Annotated in this window: 18 protein-coding genes; 4 read left to right on the forward strand and 14 right to left on the reverse strand. The window is 47.6% G+C overall.

What is annotated here, in order from left to right; genetic code table 11:
* Positions 1-146: 146 nt before the first annotated feature.
* The 9 genes from ACR32F_RS27545 to xylA form a co-directional block, all read right to left on the reverse strand.
* On the reverse strand, positions 147-2,552 hold the full coding sequence (locus tag ACR32F_RS27545) for a YcdB/YcdC domain-containing protein (RefSeq protein WP_440112716.1): 2,406 nt from the start codon (positions 2,550-2,552) through the stop codon (positions 147-149).
* A 218-nt stretch (positions 2,553-2,770) separates the two neighbouring features.
* On the reverse strand, positions 2,771-3,706 hold the full coding sequence (locus tag ACR32F_RS27550) for an alpha/beta hydrolase (RefSeq protein WP_440112718.1): 936 nt from the start codon (positions 3,704-3,706) through the stop codon (positions 2,771-2,773).
* Positions 3,707-3,775: 69 nt separating this feature from the next.
* Positions 3,776-4,408: a bifunctional 4-hydroxy-2-oxoglutarate aldolase/2-dehydro-3-deoxy-phosphogluconate aldolase gene (locus tag ACR32F_RS27555; protein ID WP_440112720.1), complete on the reverse strand. Its 633-nt coding sequence runs from the start codon at positions 4,406-4,408 to the stop codon at positions 3,776-3,778.
* Positions 4,409-4,541: 133 nt separating this feature from the next.
* Complete coding sequence (locus ACR32F_RS27560) at positions 4,542-5,711, reverse strand: MFS transporter (protein ID WP_440112722.1); 1,170 nt, start codon at positions 5,709-5,711, stop codon at positions 4,542-4,544.
* A gap of 117 nt (positions 5,712-5,828) precedes the next feature.
* On the reverse strand, positions 5,829-6,230 hold the full coding sequence (locus tag ACR32F_RS27565) for an Rrf2 family transcriptional regulator (RefSeq protein ID WP_440112724.1): 402 nt from the start codon (positions 6,228-6,230) through the stop codon (positions 5,829-5,831).
* 185 nt (positions 6,231-6,415) lie between these two features.
* Positions 6,416-7,486 (reverse strand): glycosyltransferase, encoded by a 1,071-nt coding sequence (locus ACR32F_RS27570; RefSeq protein ID WP_440120034.1) that lies wholly within the window; start codon positions 7,484-7,486, stop codon positions 6,416-6,418.
* Between the two features lie 975 nt (positions 7,487-8,461).
* On the reverse strand, positions 8,462-9,178 hold the full coding sequence (locus tag ACR32F_RS27575; protein WP_440112726.1) for a glycosyltransferase family 2 protein: 717 nt from the start codon (positions 9,176-9,178) through the stop codon (positions 8,462-8,464).
* A 363-nt stretch (positions 9,179-9,541) separates the two neighbouring features.
* Positions 9,542-11,035, reverse strand: coding sequence for a xylulokinase (gene xylB / locus ACR32F_RS27580; protein WP_440112728.1), 1,494 nt, complete (start codon positions 11,033-11,035; stop codon positions 9,542-9,544).
* Positions 11,036-11,536: 501 nt separating this feature from the next.
* Complete coding sequence (gene xylA / locus ACR32F_RS27585; RefSeq protein ID WP_440112730.1) at positions 11,537-12,853, reverse strand: xylose isomerase; 1,317 nt, start codon at positions 12,851-12,853, stop codon at positions 11,537-11,539.
* A gap of 201 nt (positions 12,854-13,054) precedes the next feature.
* Here xylA and ACR32F_RS27590 point away from each other — a divergent pair, with 201 nt between their 5' ends.
* The 3 genes from ACR32F_RS27590 to ACR32F_RS27600 all read left to right on the forward strand — a co-directional run bounded on the left by ACR32F_RS27590 (position 13,055) and on the right by ACR32F_RS27600 (position 16,146).
* The gene (locus ACR32F_RS27590; RefSeq protein ID WP_440120035.1) at positions 13,055-14,221 is read left to right on the forward strand and encodes an ROK family protein; all 1,167 of its coding nucleotides are present in this window, start codon (positions 13,055-13,057) and stop codon (positions 14,219-14,221) included.
* A gap of 145 nt (positions 14,222-14,366) precedes the next feature.
* Positions 14,367-14,564: a hypothetical protein gene (locus ACR32F_RS27595; protein WP_017692236.1), complete on the forward strand. Its 198-nt coding sequence runs from the start codon at positions 14,367-14,369 to the stop codon at positions 14,562-14,564.
* A gap of 248 nt (positions 14,565-14,812) precedes the next feature.
* Positions 14,813-16,146, forward strand: a protein-coding gene (locus ACR32F_RS27600; protein WP_440108848.1) for an IS3 family transposase whose coding sequence is annotated in 2 segments (ribosomal slippage) — positions 14,813-15,214 and positions 15,217-16,146 — 1,332 coding nt in all. Because the reading frame shifts where the segments join, the coding sequence is not laid out codon by codon here.
* A 145-nt stretch (positions 16,147-16,291) separates the two neighbouring features.
* On the opposite strand, the gene ACR32F_RS27605 is transcribed toward ACR32F_RS27600, so the two are convergent.
* Positions 16,292-16,522 carry a glutaredoxin family protein gene (locus ACR32F_RS27605; protein WP_024631391.1) on the reverse strand — a complete coding sequence of 77 codons (231 nt, stop codon included), beginning with the start codon at positions 16,520-16,522 and terminating at the stop codon, positions 16,292-16,294.
* Between the two features lie 251 nt (positions 16,523-16,773).
* Positions 16,774-17,715, reverse strand: coding sequence for a thioredoxin-disulfide reductase (gene trxB, locus ACR32F_RS27610; RefSeq protein ID WP_440112733.1), 942 nt, complete (start codon positions 17,713-17,715; stop codon positions 16,774-16,776).
* Between the two features lie 253 nt (positions 17,716-17,968).
* On the opposite strand from trxB, the gene ACR32F_RS27615 reads away from it, so the two are divergent.
* The gene (locus ACR32F_RS27615) at positions 17,969-18,700 is read left to right on the forward strand and encodes a ZIP family metal transporter (protein ID WP_440112735.1); all 732 of its coding nucleotides are present in this window, start codon (positions 17,969-17,971) and stop codon (positions 18,698-18,700) included.
* A gap of 320 nt (positions 18,701-19,020) precedes the next feature.
* On the opposite strand, the gene ACR32F_RS27620 is transcribed toward ACR32F_RS27615, so the two are convergent.
* The 3 genes from ACR32F_RS27620 to ACR32F_RS27630 all read right to left on the reverse strand — a co-directional run bounded on the left by ACR32F_RS27620 (position 19,021) and on the right by ACR32F_RS27630 (position 23,812).
* The gene (locus ACR32F_RS27620; protein WP_440112736.1) at positions 19,021-21,033 is read right to left on the reverse strand and encodes a heavy metal translocating P-type ATPase; all 2,013 of its coding nucleotides are present in this window, start codon (positions 21,031-21,033) and stop codon (positions 19,021-19,023) included.
* 376 nt (positions 21,034-21,409) lie between these two features.
* A complete protein-coding gene (locus ACR32F_RS27625; protein ID WP_440112737.1) occupies positions 21,410-22,717 on the reverse strand; it encodes a homocysteine synthase in 1,308 nt (435 codons plus the stop codon).
* A 249-nt stretch (positions 22,718-22,966) separates the two neighbouring features.
* Positions 22,967-23,812 carry a sugar phosphate isomerase/epimerase family protein gene (locus ACR32F_RS27630; RefSeq protein ID WP_440112738.1) on the reverse strand — a complete coding sequence of 282 codons (846 nt, stop codon included), beginning with the start codon at positions 23,810-23,812 and terminating at the stop codon, positions 22,967-22,969.
* Between the last annotated feature and the right edge of the window lie 27 nt (positions 23,813-23,839).

The raw sequence follows: 23,839 nt of genomic DNA on the forward strand, positions 1-23,839 counted from the left end.
TCAGCCTTCTAGTTTTGTCGAAAAGAATCAAAAGAGACCTTCCACAGAAGGTCCCCTGTCTTAGCAAATTAAAACGAAATCTACCCGTTATCCTCAGCTTATGATTGTTCCGGGCATTTATGACAACTCAACTCAACTCACTTCAATCAATACAAGCGATTTCCGTTCATGAAGGTATCCGTCTTGCCCTGAAGCTTGGCCAGTCGTTCCAATACTTGTGCCGCTTCGGCAACAGTCACTTTTCGTGCAGGCATAAAACGTCCTTCAATTGAAGGCAACAATCCCAATTTCAGACTTAAGGAGACGGCTCCCTTATTGTTGATGGCACCTGCATCTGCCAAATTGGGAAGATCGGATGGCAGCGTGTAAAACCCGGCTAATTTCTCATAACGTAATATGCGCACGAGCAATACGGCCAACTCTTCACGAGTCATCTCCTCTTCTGGATTCAATTTCGATTCGGGATCGGCGTCCGCTAACCAGCGCTGATCGATTAATGTACGCACCGCTTGATAATAAGGGCTTTCCGGGGTAATGTCAGCATACAGATTGCCTTCCCCATCTCCGCTGTAATACACATTCATATTGGGATTAACGGCTCTGGCCAGATAAGTGAACCAGTCACCCTTGGTAATGACCCGGTCCGGGAAGACACGTCCCTGTTCATCTGCAAGAAGCACACCATGCTCCACCATGTTCTGAAGAGCAGTTTCATCGGCATGTCCCGTAATATCGCTGATTGGAACCTGGACGGCTCCACCTGTGTTGCCGTACATTGACTTCCACTCACCTGTGTTTGCATCAAGTACTTTATACAGGCCAGCCAACGGACTACCCGTGAGGGTAGGCATGTAGGCAAGTTTTACCCCGACAGGAACGGATTCCCCGTTGCCCATGCCAAAACCTCCGTAATGTGAATAGACGAGAATCAATTTGAGTTCCTCAAGGTAGGTCGCTTTGGCCTTTTCATAACGGATAGCTGGTTCGACATCCGTCGGCAATTGCTCGGGTGTTGCAGCAATCATGGTATAGAATTCATTGATCGTCCCATCATGTAATACTTGTACTTGCACCGTATCATCCTTAACTGCAATCCCATTCAGATACCGCTGGAACACAAACGTACGTGCTCCTTCCAATTCAAGCACCGTTGACAGTCTGAATTGTTTGCCCGCATCCGGGATAAGTGCAATGACGGTGTTGATAGCCAGCTTTTCGGCCTGAGATTTAGTTACGGATTTGCCTTTCGCTTCCGCATTGGGCTTCTCCTGTTTCTCCTGCTCCATACCCGGCATCATTCGCTGATAGATGTGTACACTGTAAATCTGTCCGGTTGCTGCATCCACCTGTGCCGAGATATCTCTCATAAACATGTAGGACGCACTCGCATTGCGATTGCTCCAGCTCAGATTCCAGACCTGATTGTTCGGACTCGCCACATTGCCTTTGCTTAGCTGGCTATAATCCAATTGATAACCTTCCGGTATATTAAAATTCTTTTGGACCAGCTTCTCTGCCTGCTGTACATTTAATCTCTGTCCTGTATTCGGTGTAAAAGCAGCCACACTGCCTTTCAAAGGTTTGTCCTCCTTGACCAGATCCTGGGCAATGGCTTCACCTGTTACATTGTTGATCCGCTCCAGTGTATTTGCATCAAGTGCTGTAACACTGGAATTCTTCGGCATGTATCCCAAGTAATACTTCTGGCCCTTGCGGGAAGAGAAGCGTTCTTCACTGATATAGGCAAGCTGAATATCGAACTCTTCTTCGAACTTCTGCTGAGCCTGATCTGCTGAGATGGCTGCCTTCGAGGATGGATATTCAGCTGCTATGGTTCCGCGCGAATATCCAGTCACCAAGCCACTCTGATCCACACTTATGTAGGCTGTTTCAGCATCGGATAACACGCCTTCATGCTTCAATTGGTAGCTGTACGTATACTCTGTGCGGCCAAACAGGGATTGCTGCGCTTGGTCTACATACAGTTCATCAACAGCAACAAAACCATCTTCTTTCAAATTCGGAATGGCCTTGTACAGAAACTCATCAGCCTGCTTTTTCGCTTCGGTTCTCGTCAATTTCGTCTGCGAATCGGAGGACTGCTTTTCCACCAATTCAGAAGGCAGATGTACACTCAGCACTTCCCCTGTGCCCGCATGTACTGTTGCGCTGAATCCAGTGGAACGGTTTCCTTCACGCAATTCAAATTCAATATCCCACGCCTTATAATCCGGTGGAGGAAAAGAGTTGGGTGAATCGAATCGTGAAGATGAGATCTTCGCCTTTTTTAACAATGGAAATAAGTTCAGTATATTCTCGCTGGCTTGCTTGGAGGAGATGTTGGCTCCTTCAGGCACCTCGTTGTCTGTTACGTTAAGTGGTTGTTCTGTTTCCCCCGCTGCGACTTTGATTACCTGTTCCGCTGTCGCTGCCGACGCACTACCTGCAAATCCTGGCGTCTGCGATGCCAGAAGCAATGTTGCCATGGCTGCTGTAGCCACTTTGGCTGTAAACATTTTGAATCGTACATTCATATTCCAATTAAAGCTCAAATCTGGACCTCTCCCTTCAATTTCATACAAAGATGCATGCCAAATAAACCTCGCATGAATATGGTCAGTCTATTCCATGATACCATAAGCTTCCTTTTTAATCGTCGTTTTCCCAACAATTTTACAAATGAGAATTTTTGCAAATCACTCTTGAACAGCAAAAAACGCCAACCGGGTTGGCGTTTCAACGATCAATCTGCGCATGAAGTTGGCTGAATTTAATCTATTTTGACGTTCGGCACAACGGGTTCATTTGACTGAGCCTGCACCTTTACAACATTTTTCAAGAATGGAATGACTGTATCCCAAAATGCAGGATCTTCTTCGGAACAGCTATGCCCTCCACTATTGACCCACAGATGTTCCACAGGAGGATCAGCTTTGGACAGAAAATATTCGAGTTCACTCGGGGGAATAAAGTTGTCTCCTGTTGAATGAACCATAAGCATCGGCAGTTGTATGCCCTTACGCCGTTCATTCAGCAACATCACCGGATCGCGCTGGCGATACGTCTTCAGCGATTCACCAAGCCGCCAGAACCAGATTCGCGGAATCAGCTGCGCAAGCGGAAACAACGGCAAACGCCGGCGCCTGAGTTCCGAACTGACAATAACTTCGAATTGGGATGGCATTGAGTCCGTGATCACCGCTGATACAGGAATACCTTCAGTCACCGCCAGAATCGTCCCTAGCCCGCCCAGGGAGTGCCCTAGCACACCAATCGCAGCAGGATCAATTTCCGGACGTGACGACGTATACTGTAGAGCGGCTAACAGATCGTCACGAAACAGGTAAGCTGAGGCCGCTTTGACCGGATCACTGGCACCATGGCTGCGAACATCATACATGAACAGGGCATACCCTGCTTCCCAGATGGGGCGAGCATAGCGAAGAACTCGTGAACGATTGGAACCCCAGCCATGTGCAATAATGATCAGCGGCCAAGGTTTCGGGACATTAGCCTCCGCCGGAATGAACCAGCCGTGTACCCGCCCACCGCCACTATCAAAGGTTACGTCTTCAAAAGGCATCGGTGGTGTGATCGTAATCGGGATCTTTTTGGGTGTCTGACTTTTTACGGCTGCCTTCCATAACCCGCCCGCCGTAACCGCTGCAACAGCAATCATGCCGCCAATCATTGTTTTAGCTTTCACTGGGCGTCACTCCTCTCCGGTGTATGGCATAACTCCATCATACGGCAGCATGATTAACAGAACATTAATTCAACTCTTGATTTGTGCGACTTCCACAAATGCACGTGTGCAAGCGGCAATCAGCTCATCATTTCCTGCTGTAAGTGCTTCACGCGGCAAAAGTGCACTTCCAAGACCCACTGCCGCGGCACCCGCAGCATAATATTCCGCAATGTTATCCAGGGTGGCTCCGCCTGTTGCAAGAAGCGGAATATGATTCAGTGGAGCCTTGATTTCCCGTAAATATGGGATGCCCAGACTCGCCATAGGGAACAGCTTTACCACCCGTGCTCCCGCTTCATAAGCAGCCACAATCTCCGTTGGCGTCATCGCTCCAGGCCAGATCTCCACGCCATGTTCTACAGCATATTCAATAACGGACAGATCGACATTCGGAGACACCAGAAATTGAGCCCCCGCTGTGACCGCTTCTTTGGCCATCTGCACATTCAGTACCGTACCTGCTCCGATATAAGCTTTCCCCTCATGTCGTTCACGCCAGTCTGCAATAATATCGTGTGCCCCCGGTGTGTTAAGTGTCACTTCCATCAGACGGATTCCTCCATCTGTCATTCCCTGCCCTGCCGCCAGAGCAGATTCCCGGCTAATACCACGAACGATAGCCACCAGTCTCGATTCCAATAATACTTCCGTCAGATTCATGCCAACTTCCCCTTATTTCATAGATTCGGCAGCCGAAGACAAGTATTCGTTATCACCGCTTTTCCGTTAATTACTATTGTAAAGCATATCGTCCCCTGGATGAAATACATTGATCCAATATTCACTTCTCCCTTTATAGAGGTTGTGAGTTTGAACTTGGCTTTGTAGTCAACGTGAAGGAAACAAGGGCAATCGCCAGCGCCAGCAGCAGGACCGCACCGCCAATCCATCCCAAATTCTGCACGGAATTGTATTTCACAATCACACCTCCCAATCCGGCACCGAGAGTCATACCTATGTTCATTACTGCCGTATTGTAACTGAGGACTGTTTCAGAAGACTGCGGTCTCAATGTAATCAAATAAAACTGATTTGCAGGAGTTGTGATCCAGGCAGCGGTTCCCCAAATCATGATGGTCAGAAGAACACCTATAGTGGAGCCTGCTGTGATTGGCAAAATAAAGAGGGCGCCAGCGTGAATAATCAAACTGATTGGAATCGTGCGAACAGGTCCCCATCGATCCACCGCATAACCACCAAGACGAGAACCTATGAATGCAAATACCCCCAATACAAGTAACGCGGTACTAATCATCTCTATCGAAAAATCGGCTACCGAGCTTAAAAGTGGAGCGATATAGGCAAATACCAGGGTGTAGCCCAGAATCCAGAATACAGTCGTTAATAATCCAGTGATCACCTTTTTATCTTTGATAATGAACAATTGTTGCTTCAGGGAGAGAGACGGGTTGCCCTCCATTCGCGGAATAAATCGATACAACAGCATGAAATTAACAAATGCGATGATTGCAATCATGATATAAACATAGTGCCAATCCATATAGGCAGCAATGAAGGTACCGATCGGCACACCTAATACCAACGATACGGTAAATCCTGTAATGACAGTTGCAATGGCGCTACCCTGCTTACCAGAAGGGGCCAGCCTTGCGGCATAGTTCGTGGCTATGACAAAATACAGACCACCACTCATAGCCAATACGATGCGAGAGAACATAAGCATGCCGAAGTTCATACTAAAGAATGCAATGATATTTCCCACGATAAAAATGAGCATCGAATAGAGAAGCACTTTTTTACGTTGAAATTTGGAAGTCAGCATGACCAGTGCCCATGCTCCTAAGGCATGAGATAACGCATATGCGGTGACCAATTGTCCCGCTAATGAGATGGATACCTGCAGATCGCGGGCGATGATATCCAGGACGCCAGAGACGACAAATTCGGCTGTGCCTACAACAAAAGCTCCTAATGCCAATAAATAAATGATGAATGAATTCATTTCAGTCTCCTTAATTTATAAAGTGTAGAGTGCAAAATCTTCCGGTTACAATCGTAAGCAAAGTTTATTCGAAGACATAAAAGACAATCTATATCTATTATATACACAAAAAAATATTCATTGCACCATTGATATTTTACTGGCAATAGAAGATAATTTCTGATTTTGAAGCACTTCTTCCATCTGCGCTTCCGCAAGAATCATCGTTTCCTGAATCAAACATCCCTGTTTATGATGGCGACAGCAATCAAATAAAGATGTTTTACCCTCAATGGCCTGTATGATGTCCAAAAACGTAAGTTCCTCCCACTTTTCCTGAAGTGTGTATCCGCCATGGGCACCAGATGAAGAATGAATCATGCCCTCCTTTGTCAATATCGTTAAAATTTTGGACAGATAGGTGGGTGAAACGTTCTGCCACTTTGCAAGCTGCTGCACACCCCCTGGTTTATCTGATTTGGATGCCGCAAGAAAAAGCATCGTGTGCAGGGCGTAGTTGGTAGCTTTGGTATATTTCATGTCATTTCCTCCTCTATAATAGACTTAATGTATCTATAATAACCCTTATAGTCCTAAGACGTCAATAACCTCCTTTTATGTAAGTGGCACTTTGCGCCCACTCCTTCTTCATAAAAGGAGGTTACCGTCACAGTTAACTGTACTACTAATGCCTATACCTACGGTTCCAAACATGTATACCTGCTCTAAGCGTTTTCCAGAATACTTTCCTTCTCCAGGTCCTTAAAGTAACGTTCATTATACAGCATACTCGGATGTGTGGGATGGTACGTCAAAGCAATATCATTATGCTCCTTCGCTTTTAACCGATTGCCCATCCGGTCATAACACACGCATAACTGTAGGTGTGGCATCCACGTCCAGGCGGCTTCATTCAGTACAACCATTGGATCTGTTGGGCGTGTAGCCCGGGTCGCCAGTTCATACCAGAATATCGCTTTGCGATAATCTTCACGGTCGGCAAAATACCCTCCCAAACGGCAGCAGATCTCTGCCCTCGGTAAATCAAAAGCGAATGATCGCAGTAACGCCGAGACTTCCTGCTGCGAACGTTTAAGCGCGGCTTCACAATCGGCCATTTTCTGGCAGGCTGCAATCTGATCCTCCACCCATCCCAGTCCGGTGTCCAGGAATTTCTCATAATAGTTCACCGCATCAGCATACTCTGCGTGATCTTTCAGCTCGTTTCCAAAATAGTATAAATCACGCGGGGAGAATTCTTCTCCGGCCTTTTCCCGTTTGCGGTAAATCTTTAGATTGCGATCTGTATATTCCTTATCCTTCTTATGTGTAACTGCCACGTCACTATGCAGCAGATGTCCTGCCACTTCCAAATATTCATGCACTGCACCAATCCAGCGAAAATTTCGATCCCGGCGGACCAGCCGATTTCGCCGCAGACTGTAGGCCACTCGGCCCTCCGCTGTAAAGGACAGATTATAATCCATTGTTACACTGTCCACAGCTGGGTCAAGGGAACGTTTCAGCTCAATGAACTTCACCCGGTCATCCGGTTCAAACACATCGTCGGCATCCAGCCATAATATATATTCACATGTTGCTTGTTCAAAAGCAAAGTTCCGTGCCGCTGCAAAATCATCCACCCACTCAAAGTCGATAATGCGTTCTGTATAGCGAGCGGCGATCTGACGAGTCTGATCCGTCGAGCCCGTATCGACAATCACAATCTCATCTGCAATGCCGTTAACCGAATCCAGACATCTGGCGAGGGAAGCCTCTTCATTTTTCACGATCATACATAACGAAATACTGATGGTCTCTTCTCCACGTCTCGACTTGCGATTAAAAGCAGCCACGCCAGGCAACTCGGATAGTCGATAGATGTGATAGGCGGGAAAGTGTGTATCCACGTATAATTGGAAGCCCAGCGCTTGGGCACGAATGCAAAAATGGCGATCCTCCCCCCAGAAGGATACATTCGGAATCTGATCAAAGGACACTCTGGAATCCAATACGTTTCTGCGAATAAGGGTACATGCCCCCAGACCGCCTACCTCATAACAGCCCGGGTTGCGCAGTTGCCTCAGGAAAGCATCCGTCTGTGTATTTTCGTCCTCTGTCTCCTGCCCGGTGATGGCTTTGCCTCTCTTACGATACAGGGCGTACTCATCCTGCAACCAGACTTGCGGCATCTCCCTTGTACCCGGCTGCCAGCGTGTCCAGAAGATATTGGATACAATCTCCTTGCCGGTGGAAACAAGTTGCTCCAGCGAGCGGGGATGCAGGACAAGATCGGAATCAATCAGGAATACGGCATCGTACTTCTGTTCACGGGCATAAGCCAGAATACGATTTTTCAGCCCCGCAACGCGCCAGATCTGTTCATCCCGCCAATAATGTCCTCCTTCATCCTTATTGTATATTCCCTTCTCCGGGCTGCCACCTTCGTCATCGCCATCTGCTCCAAGAATGGTCCCTTGATGCTGAAGTACAAACTCTCCGAGCATATGGGATGCCGCTTCCTCTTCATTATCGTCCACAAACAAATAATCGGTCTCTAGCGTTGTTCGCTCAAGGGCAATTAGAGAGTCAAGAAACTCACGGAGCACAGGAGCCGTCTGCCGAACTGGACTTGCAATCAGAATATGTTCTTTCTTTGGTTCCTGATGATCCTCATGTTCACGGGATTCTAAGGATTCCTGAGTTTCCTTGGGTTCCCGGCTTGGTTTGCGTAGCTGGTCTTTTCTCAACGGTATTCCATCCCCCTCTCCTTATTCCGACCACGGTAACAATCTTGGCTCGCTATCCAGAATGGATTCATACTGTTCCTTCCAACCGTATCTGGCATCTGGGTCAAGCACCTGATAGCGCTCAAACTTACGTACCCGATCCTCCAAGCGTGCCCAGCCATAATGTTTCACTCGAGGAGCATGGCATCCATAGCCAAAATGTTGAATGGTTAGTGGAAAACGGCCGCAATGCTGCGGTGTTTCCTTCCACTCATAGCTCCACTCCGGGCGATATCGGACCAGAAATGGTCGATAATACGCATGAGCCTGCCAGTACTCGTCTTCCCGATAATGCGTCTCACTCCACATATCGAACAGCCTGAAATAAATGGCGTCCGCATTGCCACTTAGTAGTTCATTTCGCTCTTCACCAAAATCTTTCGTCAGAATCTCATCGGCATCCAGATTCAGAATCCATTCCGGTCCGGTCGCTACCGTCTCTTCCCATTGCTGCTTCCGCAGACTTACCTCGTCGGAAAAACGTGAAGCCGGGTTCTCCACCAATACGAGTGGAATGCTACCCAGCAATTCGCGGCACAGGGCTACGGTCCCATCCGTGCTTCCGTCATCAATGATTACTGCACGGTCTATCCAGGGCCGATGTGTCTCCAGCGCCTGTCTTAGATACCTGTGCTCCTCATTACGAACGATCATGGATAAAGTGATATGCGGTCTTTCCTTGTCCTCTCGTTCATCCAAAGTTTCACCCCCATTCCAACTACGGTCTATCTTCATGGAACAAATGGTTCACCATTGGCCTCCTACGCAGTCCAAACAACCTTCCCAGCACATGTATACCCTGGTTTCTTTATATGCCTGATCTTTAATGGGTTGAACCATTTATCCGTTGAACGATCTGTATAGAAGCATCTGCTCTGATAGATTACGATTCTCTATATTCAATGTATGCAGGCCCGGATTATGGTTATGTCAGACACCCGTTCATTTCACGACTTTCATCGCATTTTCATTAGGAAAAGCTTGTCATTGCGATTTTCTCCTAGCCAATGAAAAAAAAGCACCCGCTTTCGCGGATGCTTTGGCTCTGACTAAATATTTAGATTAACGATACGCTGCCAAGCGGTCATTCAGGCTGCGTGTTTGCCCATACACCTCTTGGTACAAGGCAAACAATTCATCATACACCGCCACCGCTTCGGGGTTAGGCGCATAAGATTTGGCCGGACGAATGAACGCTGCTGCACACTCCTGCATAGTTGGGAACCAGCCACATCCATATGCCGCCAGCATCGCCGCGCCCATCGCAGGGCCCTGCTCACTTTCCAGCTTCACAATGGTTGCATTGAAAACATCGGCCTGCATTTGCAGCCAGGCTTCATTTTTGGCACCGCCACCGATGGAGATGACCTCATTGACCGTTTTGCCTGCTCCACGCAGAATATCAATGGACTCACGCAGGGAGAATGTGATTCCTTCCATCACTGCACGTCCAAAGTGCTCCAGCTTGTGTCCGGCATCCATACCGACAAAGCTGCCGCGGATATTCGCATCTGGGTGCGGTGTACGCTCGCCAACGATGTATGGTGTGAATAACAATCCGTTGCTACCCGGCGGAATGGCATCAATACCCTGCAAGAGCACAACAAATGATTTGTCCGCAGCAAACGTATCCTTGAACCAGGACAAGCTGTATCCTGCCGCAAGGGTTACCCCCATGATATAGAAGGCATCTTTCTCACTATGGTTAAAAAAGTGAACTTTGCCTTCAAAATCGAGATCTTTGCGCTCTTCATAGGAAAGCACAACCCCGGATGTTCCGATGCTGCACATCGTCTGTCCTTCACTCAGAATACCTGCGCCAATGGCTCCGCATGCATTGTCCGCACCGCCGGCATATACTTTGGTTGATGCTGCAAGTCCTGTTTGATCGGAAATCTCTGGCAGCAACGTTCCCACTTCCTCAAATGACTCCACAAGACGTGGACAAAGGGAGATCGGCAGTTCAAAAGCTTCCGCAATCTCTTTGCTCCACTGCTTGCCAGCAACGTCCAGCAGCAAGGTGCCCGCTGCATCCGAGTAATCCATGGCATAATCTCCTGTCAGGCGATAACGCACATAGTCCTTCGGCAACAGGAACAAGGCTGCTTGTTGCAGCAGCTCCGGCTCGTTCTCCTGTACCCACAGAATCTTCGGCAGTGTAAAGCCTTCAAGCGCACGGTTGCGGGCAATGCTTAACAATTTGTCGTCCAACACGTTCTCAATGCGGCGGCACTGGGCTGTTGTCCGTGTATCGTTCCACAGAATGGCGTTACGCAGCGGTTTGCCCTCGGCATCTACCAGCACCAGTCCATGCATTTGGCCGGAGAAGCTCAGACCTTCGATTTCCGAAGGCTGTACGCCGGACACCTCCAGCAATTTGCGCAGGGAGACAATGGTCTGCTCTACCCAGTCCTCGGGATTCTGTTCACTGTATCCTGCCTTGGGCTGGTACAGCGGGTATGCCTCGGATGCTTCAAACGCCACTTTCCCTTCGCGGTTAACCAGTACTGTCTTCACCGCGCTTGTTCCCAGATCGACACCAATTACGTAACTCATGTGTTAACTCCTCTCGTTTGTAACAGGATTGTATAAATGAAACCTTGATGCTCATGTGGTCACTCCGTGATCAGAAAACCCTTGGATCGCCGTTACCCCCGGATTTCCTTTATTCCCTTTAGCAAGGGAGAAATCCGGGGATAAATGCGCACGCTCCGCTTCCTCGGGTCCTTTCTGCTCACTCCGTTCTGCCTGCAACATCTTAGACAAACATTTATATCAAAACAGTTAAAACGTACTCGTTTTTATAGCGGAAAGATTGATCCAATGACCTTGATACGCATGTAGGTCACTCGTGCATCATTGGCTCGGGTGTCAAAAAACCGCCCCCGCCTTCCCATGGGAAAGTCGGGGACGGTCCGAATGTCATGCTTGTTCAGGCGTTCCGTGGTACAAGCTTGGGCTAGGCTGGTGTGAATGCTTCACTAATACGCATACACACGCGTAACTACATGCGAAACTTATGGATGGTGTACATCCATAAATACCGCCTAACCTGTATTAGTCAGCCAGAATGTACTGATTAAGCTGTGCTCTCAGCAATTCCTGACGTCCGGATTGGTTTTTGCGTGGGTTTTCGTTGTTCAGTGCATACTCAGCAAGGGAAGAAAGTGTTGCTTTACCTGCAACCACATCTGCACCAATACCTTCGCTGAAGCTGCTGTAACGTTTTTCGATGAATTCATCGAACACGCGATCTTCGATCAATTTGGCAGCGACTTTCAGACCTTTAGCATACGTGTCCATACCTGCGATGTGTGCCAGGAACAGATCGTCAGCTTCGAAGGAACCACGGCGTACTTTAGCGTCGAAGTTCACACCACCACGGCCGATACCTCCGTTTTTCAGTACTTCGTACATGGTCAATGTCGCATCGTACATATCAACCGGGAACTCATCCGTATCCCAACCGATTAGCATGTCGCCTTGGTTTGCATCGAGGGAACCGAGCATGCCGTTTGTGCGGGCTACACGGATTTCGTGATCGAATGTATGACCAGCCAGTGTCGCATGGTTGGCTTCCAGGTTCAGTTTGAAATGTTTGTCCAAACCGTATTTTTGCAAGAATGCAATGGAAGTTGCTGCATCATAGTCATATTGGTGTTTCGTTGGCTCTTTCGGTTTAGGCTCGATCAGGAATTGTGCGTCAAAGCCAATTTCCTTCGCGTAGTCTACAGCCATGTGGAACATGCGGGCAATGTTGTCTTGCTCCAGTTGCATGTCTGTGTTCAGCAACGTGTCGTATCCTTCACGACCGCCCCAGAATACATAGTTTTCAGCGCCCAGACGTTTACCGACTTCCAGACCTTTCTTGATTTGTGCTGCAGCGTGAGCATACACGTCTGCGTTGCAAGTGGAAGCTGCACCAAACATAAAGCGTGGGTTAGAGAACATGTTCGCCGTGTTCCAGAGCAGTTTTTTGCCGCTGGATTTCATGTGATCTTCAATCAGATCAACGATTGTATCGATGTTGCTGTAGAATTCACGCAGGTTGTTGCCTTCTGGTGCGATGTCTACATCATGGAAACAGAAGAACGGAAGATTCATTTTTTCCAAAAATTCAAATGCCGCTTCCACACGCACCTTCGCGAGGTCCAGCCCCGAGTATTTATCCCAAGAACGAACAGCTGTCTCTGCACCGAACGGGTCACTGCCGCCTGCAGTTAATGTGTGCCAGTAAGCCATGCCGAAACGGAAATGCTCTTCCATGGATTTGCCGGCGACAACCTCTTCGGGATTATAATGTTTAAAAGCAAATGGATTCTTGGAATCTTTACCTTCAAATGCAATTTTATTAACGGATTCAAAATAGGCCATGTAAAATGCCTCCTCAATAGTTTTAAAGAAATCGTTTACAACGTTATCCTAACACACCATTTCGACTTTGTCTATCGGTTAAACAAAGTAAAAATAAAATTTTTTTTGTGCGTTTGTTTACGCTATAATAGTCGAATAGCTTAAGCAATTTAAGCGGGGCAGAACCCCTTTTATAAGAAGAATAGGAGTGCCTTAATGGATATGAAAATTACCGGAGACCAGATGCTGGTCAAAAAAATAAACAAGTCGATCGTTCTGGATACGATCCGACGTCATGCCCCTCTTTCCCGCGCGAGAGTGTCTGAAATAACAGGACTTAACAAAGCGACGGTATCCAACCTTGTCTCCGATCTAATCAATGATGAACTTCTACAAGAGATTGGCCCTGGAGAATCCAGTGGTGGGCGCAAACCATTAATGTTGCTATTTCGAGGAACATCGGGGTATGCCGTAGGTCTGGAGCTCAGCGTAACCCACTTGAAGGGTGTACTGACAGACCTCGAAGGTCATATCATCACAGAATACGCCGTGCAGCTTGAGAATCATGAGGTGTCTTCTGTCTTTAAACAGTTAAAACTTGCGGCAGAACATCTGATTCAGGCTGCTCCTCCGTCCCCCCACGGTGTGATTGGCATTGGTATTGGGGTACCCGGCATGGTGGACGAGGCAGGAACGGTCCTGTTTGCACCCAATCTGGGATGGGAAAAGATCCCGCTGCGCTCCATGCTTGAAGAAGCGTTTGAACTGCCCGTAACGATCGACAATGAAGCCAATGCAGGCGCTCACGGGGAATTGAATTTTGGTGCAGGCATCGGAGTTCGTCACTTAATCTATATTAGTGCTGGCATCGGAATTGGTTCAGGCATTATGGTGGATGGTGAATTGTATAAAGGGGCCTGGGGATATGCTGGAGAAACAGGTCATATGTCCATTGAAGCGGAAGGCAGACCTTGCTCCTGTGGTAATCGTGGCTGTTGGGAGTTGTATGCTTCGGAGAAAGCCTATGAGCACCCGGATCATCAATTATTTCTGCCAGCTCATACCACTAAGGAACTGATTGATTATGCACAGCAAGGTCATGAAGCCGTACTCGATCTGTACGAAGGAATCGGGCGCAAACTGGGTGTTGGCATTACCAACATCGTTAACAGCTTCAACCCTGAGCGGATCATTATTGGGGGGCCTCTCTCGGAAGCAGGTCCTTGGATTGAAACGGCTCTGAAACAAGTGGTGGAAGAACGGACATTGCCATATCATCGCCGCAGTTTGCAGATTGAATGGGCTGCTCTGGGCAGTCGATCCACGCGTGTTGGTGCCGCTTACTCTGCGATTTCCCAGTTTCTAGGAAAAATAAGGGTTTCAGTCTAAAAACGGATGAAAATTGACATCAATTCGCCCCATTTCCTCCCTTTTTGTTAAAGAAATCCAGAGGTATAATGGGGTTATGTGATTTTTGTCATGGTGGCATGAATGTCACTGTGTTAATTCCGATAACGAAACGGAGTGAAAATTCGTGACCTACGTGGATACTTCAGATATCTCGGCGCAAATGTTTGTCACCGTACTCCTATTCCTGATTGTTCTTGCGCCGCTGTTCAGCCTGGGCATACTTCGATTGTTTCAGAGCAAAAAGAAGGCTGGTTTCATGTACATGCTGTCAGGATTGCTGGTGTATGTTGTGTTTCAGACTTTTATGAGTATCTTTTTTTAGATGGAAGACGTGCAGTGAATCTTATGTTTAGACAACCTTTGATGAAAAGATGAGAAAGGAGGCGCTACTGGCGCCTCCTTTTTTGGATACCCGCATTAGCTACCGATCCGTTCGATTCACTCGGAGAAAACGCACAAAAAACCGTACCCGGTTAAACTGTACCCTATAGAGTAGACACTTTGAAAAAAGTCTCTCTATGGGGTATTTTTGTTGTATGCCACGAACGAGACGAGGATGGAGATAAGCTGATGAGTAAAAAAATGTTTACAGATCGAGAAATGAAACAACTTTCAAAAAACCCATATGTAAAGTCCGTATCGACCAAAGGGATTACGTATACAGACGAGTTCAAGCAACTCTTTATTGCATCGAATCAGCAAGGAAAGCCGCCCAGAGACATTTTTGAGTCCTGTGGGTTGGATGCGGAGATCGTTGGAATGACTCGCATCGAAGCCGCTGCCAAACGGTGGAGAGCCAGATACAGAGAGCAGGGCGATTTAGGTTTACACGATGCAAGAGGCAAGCATTCAGGAAGACCTTTAAAGCGAGAATTAACCTTGGATGAGAAGAACGCGAGACTCGAAGCGCAGATTCGTTTGCTCCAAGCAGAGAATGAACTCTTAAAAAAGATTCGGATGGCCGAACGGGGGTGGAACCACGAGTAAAACTAGTGCCTGGTCTTCGATACAGATTGATTCGATTCGTGATTCAGAAATACCATCTAAGGCGGATGGTGAGTGTTTTGTGCGAGGTCGCAGGTGTCTCTAAAAGCGGCTACTACCGCTACTTTAGCGCTCCAGCCATCCACAGACGCCATCGGAGCGAACAGGCCGATGAAGAGTTGCGCGTTCACGTCAGCCGGGCCTTCCATTTTAAAAAGCGCTACAAAGGTGCACGCTCCATCAAGATGACACTGGAGGGAAAGTTTCAAATCGTCTGGAACCTCAAGCGAATCCGAAGAATCATGAAGAAATATAGTATCGTATGTCCTATTCGAAAGGCCAATCCGTACAAGCGAATGATGAAGGCGACCCACGAACATCGGACCGTGCCTAACTTGTTACAACGTAACTTCAAACAGGGCGTGCCGGGCAAAGTGCTTCTAACCGATATTACCTACTTAACTTATGGAAAAGGGAAACGAGCCTACCTGTCCACCATCAAGGACAGCTCCACCAATGAAATTCTGGCTTACCATGTGTCGGAACGAATTACCATGGATCTCGCGACAAATACGTTGCTTCACTTACAGAAGAATCGAAGATGGAAGAAGACCAAAGACGCGTTCATTCATTCGGATCAAGGTACCCACTATACCCATCCGGATTTTCAGAAGAAAGTGAAACGTATGGGCTTTGGACAATCCATGTCCAGACGAGGGAACTGCTGGGATAACGCTCCGCAGGAGTCGTTCTTTGGTCATTTTAAGGATGAAGTATTGCTGAAGGACTGCACCACACTGGAAGAAGTCAAACGAGAAATTAAATCATATATGACCTACTACAACCACTACAGATACCAATGGAACTTAAAAAGGATGACCCCTGTAGAATACAGAGATCACCTTCTTCGGGCCATGTAGGTCTTTTTTAGAAATGTCCTTTACATAGGGTACAGTTTAGGTCGGGTACGGTTCTTTCTATATGCTAACGGCTCGCGAAAACCGGAATTGCATTTGAATCGAATCTCTCATTCATCGCAAAAATATTCCAGATGATCAGCCTGATTTAAGCGTCCAGTGCTTTGGCGAATTGGGTTTTGTTCATACCCAAAATGCGGTGTTCACCAATAACAGTCAGAGGCACGGCACGTACACCCATGTCCCATACTTGTTGTGCGAATTCATCGCTTGTCTCAATGTTACGCTCTTCATAAGAGATGCCTTTGTCTGCTAGGAAGCTCTTTACGGATTTACAGTTCGGGCAGTTCGTTGATGTATATACAATTACGTTTTCCATGTTTAATTCACCTCATATGGTTTTTATATACTATATAAATTGAACTAAAGAATATTTATACTTGCCACTCCGATGACAGAACAACCTTCTGATCGCTGTTATCCCCAGATTTTTTTGATTCCCTTTTTTTAAAGGGAAAATCCGGGGATAAAGGCGAACGCTCCGCTTCTTCAGGTTATTTCTGTCCTCTCTGTTCTCGTGTAAATGTATATTTCAATTTATATAGTCTATTGATCAGAAGCAGCTTTCCCTTACAGAACGACTGTGCTATGCTCCAGACTCTCAATGTATTTCTCTGTGTCCATGGCAGCCATACATCCGCTACCCGCAGCTGTAATCGCTTGTTTGTAACGTGTATCCTGAACGTCACCACATGCGAATACGCCTGGGATGTTCGTCTCGGATGTGCCTGGTGTAGTCAGGATATAACCGTGTTCGTCCGTAGTGATCTGTCCGCCCAGGAATCCGGTGTTTGGCGTGTGACCAATCGCTACGAATACACCGCTAGCCGGAATGATTTCTTCTTCACCCGTTGCGTTGTTCAATACTTTTAGTCCAGTTACACCATTATCACCAGCGATTACTTCAAGCGGGGTACGGTTCAATGCCATTTCCACTTTCTCGTTGCTGCGTGCACGATCCTGCATGATTTTGGAGCCACGCAGTTCTTCACGACGGTGTACAAGAGTAACTTTGGAACCAAAACGGGACAGGAAACTGGCTTCCTCAAGGGCAGAGTCGCCACCGCCGATAACGATGATTTCTTTGTTGCGGAAGAAAAATCCATCACATGTTGCACATGTGCTGACACCGCGACCCACATTCGTTTCTTCGCCAGGAATACCAAGGTATTTGGCAGATGCACCTGTAGACAGGATCAAGGTTTCTGCTACGAGTTCACCCATGCCTTCAACCTGAATCTTGAATGGACGCTCGCTCATATCGATGTTGTTCACCCAGCCTGTACGGAATTCAGCACCGAAACGCTCTGCTTGTTTGCGCATGTTGTCCATCAGTTCAGGACCCATGATGCCGTCAGGGAAACCTGGGAAGTTCTCCACCTCAGTTGTTGTTGTCAGTTGACCACCAGGTTGTGGCCCTTCAATAACGAGTGGGTTCAAGTTGGCACGTGCCAGATAGATTGCTGCTGTCAGCCCTGCTGGGCCTGTTCCAATAATAATAGATTTATACATGTATAGTTCCTCCCCCGGGTTCTGCAAAAAGGTTGGGCTCTCGGGCATCAAAAGTAAATACTTTTGCATACACTAAAACAAAAGCCTACATCATGTCCACATGAACTGCCAGTTATGATAATTGCCCTATGCAGAAACGGAATTCTAATTTATAATTATTCTAATCTGTTGTTCATTATGATCTCTTTTATGTACAGTGTCAATGCTCGGCAGCGATTATGAAGAAGTCTTCATCAGGAGGGAAAATGGAAGCATGAACGATGCACTCATTGGCAGCTTTATCTCAGCCATGTCTACTGGCCTCGGGGCCGTACCTATTCTATTTATGCGCACAGTATCACACCGTCTGCGTGATATTTTGCTGGCATACGCAGCAGGCATCATGACTTCAGCCTCGGTATACAATCTCATACCCGAAGCGCTCGACCAATCCAATCTGCTTGTACTCGCTGTTGGTATCATGCTTGGCAGCATGGTCCTGCTGGTGCTGGAGATGAAGATTCCACATGTGGATCTGGAGAATCCCGAGAAGATGCCTTTCAAAATTGAAGCCAAAGCCTTCATGATCATTGCAGCGATCACGATGCATAACCTGCCCGAAGGATTATCGGTAGGTGTAAGTTATGCAAGCACAGATGCAAGCCTCGGTAATCTCATTGCATTTTCCATTGGATTGCAGAATGCACCTGAAGGATTCTTGGTCGCTCTCTTCCTTGTGAATCAGAACATTGGCCGCTTCAAGGCCCTTGGTATTGCCACACTGACCGGAGCGGTAGAAATTGTTACGGCCATGATTGGTTACACACTAAGCAGTCTGGTATCCGGTTTAGTCCCATATGGCCTGGCTTTTGCAGCGGGTGCGATGATGTTCATCGTGTACAAGGAATTGATTCCCGAAAGTCATGGCGATGGTAATGCGCGTGCCGCGACGGTCTCCTTTTTGCTCGGGCTCATCACGATGATCAGTCTGACTGAACTATTCTAATGAAGAATGAATACTTAAAGTACGATGCGGTATCCCTTATAAGTACAACATAAAGAACCCGAACGGACAGCCAGAAGCTGCCGAACGGGTTCTTTTTTTAGCCACAAATGAAGATTCCATGAAATTACAGGGATCGCCTGTAAAGATCATGGTTAGGTTAATAATAACGATCCCTAAGTTTGTTTCGTTCAGAATGCCTGGTGGAATCGTCTCTTCGAATCATTACCCGCTGACTTGAGGTTCAAACGCTGCAATGGGGTGTGCTTGAGCTGGTTCAATTGAGTGAGGACGCACCCAAACGTAAACTGCATTATGTCTCATTAGCGAAGCAATCTAAGTCCGTTCAGAATGACAAGAATCGTGCTGCCTTCATGCCCTACCACACCCAATGGTAATGCAATGTCTTGTAGAAAATTCCCTGCGATGAGTGCCAAAATAACCGTGATAGCAAAAAACATATTTTGTTTCACTGTTCTTTGTGCTCGGCGTGCCTGCATGATCACCCAGGCTATTTCTTCAATATTATCGTTCATCAGTACAACATCAGCGACTTCCAGTGCCGTACCACTTCCCGACATGCCCATTCCCATGCCTACCGTTGCTGCCGCAAGTGCAGGCGCATCATTAACACCATCTCCGACCATCAGCACTTGCCCGTACTGTTCACGCAGCCTATGCACTTGCTTCACTTTGTCTTCTGGCAACAGGCCTGCATACACCAAGCTTACACCTGTCTCACGAGCGATCACTGCTGCCGATTCGGATCTATCACCTGTCAGCATGGCTACCTTCACACCCATGGCTTCCAGCTTCTTCACTGCTGCCACGGCTTGCGGCCGAACCGTATCCCGCATGGCAATTAGACCTGCATATTCCCCATTCGCTGTAATAACCGATACAGTCTTGCCTTCTCGCTGAAGTTGAACACTTCTATCATGCCATACGAAAGGAGCCTGTATCTCGTCGTTGTCCAAACCATCCTCAGCATCGTAGGCGTTACCTTTATCACGGACATCCGCTGAATCCAATTCATCCGTTTTACCAATTCTCCAGAGAACACTGTCTATCGTACCCTCAATCCCCCAACCTGTCACAGCCTGTACCTGCTCTGCCACGGGAAATATAATGTCCTCATGGGTTGCCTGCTCCACAATCGCACGAGCCAACGGATGCATCGATAGATTCTCAATGGAGGCTGCGGCAGCCAACAGCTGTGTCCGGTCATATCCTTCGGCAGTTACAATATCCGTCACCTGTGGTGTGCCCATCGTCAACGTTCCCGTTTTATCAAAAGCAACCACCCGGGTCTGAGCCATGTTCTCCACATGTGCACCTCCCTTGAACAGGATACCCCTGCGGGCACTGCTGGACATGGTTGATAACATCACCGGCATAATGGAAGAAACCAAAGCACAGGGCGAAGCTACAACAAGAAAGACCATGGCTTTGTAAAATGCCTCGCCCCATGTCCATCCAAGCAGTAACGGCGCACCCCCGATAACCAATAACGTCACAGCCACAACGATACGGGCATATATTCCCTCGAATCGTTCTATGAAGCGCTGCGAGTCCGGTACTTCCGCCTGTGCCTCTTCCACCAGTTTAATGATTTTGCCAAACAGTGATCCTTCTGCTGATTTGGTTACCTCCACATACAGAGCCCCTTCGCCGTTCACAGTCCCCGCATATACTTCGTCACCAGCAGTTTTGTCTACAGGCAGAGATTCTCCAGTAATCGAGGCCTGATTGATAAAAGAACTTCCACGGTACACTACACCATCTGCCGGTACCAACTCGCCCGGTTTGACCAGTAACAAATCTCCGGGTTTCAGATCATCAATGACTACCACGTTCATCTGACCCTCTTCAATACGCAGCGCCGTTTCCGGTTTAAGCGCCAGCAGTGAGGAAATATCTTTATGACTGCGCTCCGTCGCATAGCTTTCCAACGCCCCGCTTAACGCAAAAATGAAGATTAGCATCGCTCCTTCATTCCAGTAGCCAATGGCTGCCGCTCCCAGCGATGCTGCAATCATGAGCAGATTCACATCAAGATCACGGTCCTTGACCAGGGTCTCTATGCCTTCTTTGGCCTTGGTCCATCCACCTATCGCATAAGCAACAATATACAAGATTACGGATAAAGGATTGGACCATGATGCTGTACCCCAGGCAATAAGCATTAAAAGTCCACTGCCCAGAGCAGCTTGCATCTCCTTGTTGCGCAGCATGACCCGAAAATCCGGTTTGCGTCCCCTGCCCGGACCAGGTGTATTGGCTGGACGTTGTTCAGCTTGCGCTTGATTTTGAATGGGTTGATGTATCGCTTGCATATGAATCACTATCCTTTCTGAATGTCGAGTCTTTAGTTTTGGACTGCATTTTGCTGTATCCATAGCCCTGTATTGAAGTCGTATTGAGAATGAGAGCCATTGTTAATGCCCTAAAAATGACACATGCTGCTGCGGGAATCCCGCAGCAGCATGGTTATTGAATGATTTTTGAATCATTTTGAATGAGAATGATAATCATTTTTGTACTAATGCAATTATTTTTACTCAATGCAACTTCTGCTTTATTATATGCCTGTGTCGTGCATTTGTAAATGGGTATTTCCCAGTATTCGATAGATCGACAAAAAGCCGCTATCCCTAAGGATAACGGCTTTTTGTCGATCTATTTTAGTTGTGCATCTTATCCCGTTTCGGATTATACCCCAACGCTTGCCTGTTGGCTGGCCTTAATCGCTTGCTCCAGATCATAGAGGATATCCTGAATATTCTCTGTACCTACAGATACACGAATCAGCTCTGGCTTAACGCCTGCTGCAATCTGCTCTTCCTCTGACAACTGTTGGTGCGTTGTACTCGCCGGGTGAATAATCAGTGACTTGGAGTCACCTACATTCGCAAGGTGAGAGAACAGTTTGACATTTTCAATCAGTTTGCGTCCCGCTTCTACTCCACCTTTGATCCCAAAGGTCAGAATCGCTCCCTGGCCTCTCGGCAAATACTTCTGTGCCAGTTCATAGGACGGGTGGCTTGGTAACCCTGCATAGCTTACCCACTGCACATCCTCATGCTTCTCCAGATATTGCGCGACAGCCAGTGCATTGGTGCTGTGACGCTCCACACGCAGATGCAGCGTCTCCAGTCCTTGAATCAGCAACCATGAATTAAATGGGGAGATCGGCGCACCGAGGTCACGCATCAGTTGTACCCGTGCTTTGATAATGTAAGCAATTGGCCCAACGGCTTCTGTATATACCACACCATGATAACTGGAATCCGGTTCCGTCAATCCCGGGAATTTGCCGCTGGCTTTCCAGTCGAATTTGCCGCTATCCACAATAACACCACCGATGGATGTACCGTGACCACCGATAAACTTTGTTGCCGAATGAACAACAATATCCGCTCCATGCTCTATTGGACGTAGCAAATATGGACTCGGGAACGTATTGTCTACAATCAAAGGAATACCATGTTCATGAGCGATGGCTGCCACCGCTTCAATATCCAGTACATTTCCTTGCGGATTACCAATGGTTTCGGCGTATAACGCTTTCGTTTTCTCCGTAATCGCGGCCCGGAAATTCTCAGGATCACTGGAATCTACAAACTTCACATCCAGTCCCAATTTCGGGAGTGTAGTCGAGAACAAATTATATGTCCCCCCATATAGACTGGCTGAGGAAACAATCTCGTCACCCGCACCTGCTATATTTAGCAAGGAGAATGTGATCGCTGCCTGACCGGAAGCCGTAGCCAATGCACCAGCGCCTCCCTCCAATGCAGCAATACGCTGTTCGAACACATCCGATGTTGGATTCATCAGACGGGTATAGATATTGCCAAACTCTTTCAATCCAAACAGATTGGCTGCATGCTCCGTATCACGGAATCCGTAGGATGTTGTTTGGTACAACGGTACAGCACGTGCGTGGGTAGTCGGATCAATCTCCTGGCCTGCATGGATTGCCAATGTTTCAAATGAAAGCTCACGTTCGTTTGACATAAATCTGTTTCCTCCCTTAACTTATACGTTGTCACTTTCCTGGATGTCATGTCATGGTGGCGTATGTTTTCCATATTCTCTCACAAGATGTCGCTTTTGAAAAGAACTATTTCCGATTTTTCCGATGAGAAATATTAAGGATGTATACGATAAGACCGTTATAACCCAAAAAACCTTTGCTTCCACCGCAAAGGTTTTTTGGGTTTGTTGCCATCATTTCCGCAGAGCATCGGTAATGCTTTTTACCAGTTACACCCGAACACTACTCCATACTTCGCGTAAATGCTTGGCTGCAGGCACCGCTTCTTCAGCGGTTACCCCTTCCAGGGAAATATCGATGTGTGGTTTGTAGGTTTTCAATAGTTCAAAAAATAACGGATAATCCAGAATGCCCTCGCCGGGCACCGGATTGAACTTCTCACCCTGTGCATTGAAAGCCACGTCTTTGGCATGAATGACAATCATGCGCTGATATAGGGATTCCATCACTTCACGCAGGAATGCGGACTGATCAGCCACATGCGGCTGCTTGATCAGGTTACATGGATCGAACAACATACCCAGATTGGATGAAGGAATCTCTTCAAACAAACGTGTCATGTGTTCATGCGTATGAAGAGTATGGGTAGCCACCGGCTCAATCGCCGCATGAACGCCCCACTTTTCTGCCTCTTCCGCCAGTTCCTCAACCGTCTCCCGCAACACCGTCCAAGCCTGTTCTTCATATCCATCCGGATGAGTATCGCGATACGTATCCAGATCCCCAGTCTCCGTGGCCACCATGCTGCAACCAAAATCCCGGGCATAACGCAGATGCTCCTTGAATCGATCCATATCCGCACGTCGGCGCACAGGATCAGGATCAATCGGATTAATATAACAGCCGAGTACCGCGATCTTTACCCCGCGCTGTGCAAATTGATCTCCGATCTCATTCGCCAGCCCAGGGCTCAGCTTGCCATTCGATGAGTCCACATCTGATAATGCTTTGGCAAGCGCCAGCTGTACGGAATTGAATCCGTTATCCGCAATCGTCTGCGCAAGCTGGGCTGTAGGCTGCTTGCCAAATGTATGTGCCAGAATACCAAGTTTCATGTCACTGCCTCCTTATGCAAATCCGGT

Source organism: Paenibacillus hebaui (assembly GCF_051934385.1).
In the GTDB taxonomy this organism is placed as follows: domain Bacteria; phylum Bacillota; class Bacilli; order Paenibacillales; family Paenibacillaceae; genus Paenibacillus.

Coding starts and splice junctions, on each gene's coding strand:
- ACR32F_RS27555 (WP_440112720.1), bottom strand. CDS start 4,408: ATGAATCTGACGGAAGTATTATTGGAATCGAGACTGGTGGCTATCGTT.
- ACR32F_RS27560 (WP_440112722.1), bottom strand. CDS start 5,711: ATGAATTCATTCATCATTTATTTATTGGCATTAGGAGCTTTTGTTGTA.
- ACR32F_RS27565 (WP_440112724.1), bottom strand. CDS start 6,230: ATGAAATATACCAAAGCTACCAACTACGCCCTGCACACGATGCTTTTT.
- ACR32F_RS27570 (WP_440120034.1), bottom strand. CDS start 7,486: ATGATCGTGAAAAATGAAGAGGCTTCCCTCGCCAGATGTCTGGATTCG.
- xylB (WP_440112728.1), bottom strand. CDS start 11,035: ATGAGTTACGTAATTGGTGTCGATCTGGGAACAAGCGCGGTGAAGACA.
- xylA (WP_440112730.1), bottom strand. CDS start 12,853: ATGGCCTATTTTGAATCCGTTAATAAAATTGCATTTGAAGGTAAAGAT.
- ACR32F_RS27590 (WP_440120035.1), top strand. CDS start 13,055: ATGAAAATTACCGGAGACCAGATGCTGGTCAAAAAAATAAACAAGTCG.
- ACR32F_RS27605 (WP_024631391.1), bottom strand. CDS start 16,522: ATGGAAAACGTAATTGTATATACATCAACGAACTGCCCGAACTGTAAA.
- trxB (WP_440112733.1), bottom strand. CDS start 17,715: ATGTATAAATCTATTATTATTGGAACAGGCCCAGCAGGGCTGACAGCA.
- ACR32F_RS27615 (WP_440112735.1), top strand. CDS start 17,969: ATGAACGATGCACTCATTGGCAGCTTTATCTCAGCCATGTCTACTGGC.
- ACR32F_RS27620 (WP_440112736.1), bottom strand. CDS start 21,033: ATGCAAGCGATACATCAACCCATTCAAAATCAAGCGCAAGCTGAACAA.
- ACR32F_RS27625 (WP_440112737.1), bottom strand. CDS start 22,717: ATGTCAAACGAACGTGAGCTTTCATTTGAAACATTGGCAATCCATGCA.
- ACR32F_RS27630 (WP_440112738.1), bottom strand. CDS start 23,812: ATGAAACTTGGTATTCTGGCACATACATTTGGCAAGCAGCCTACAGCC.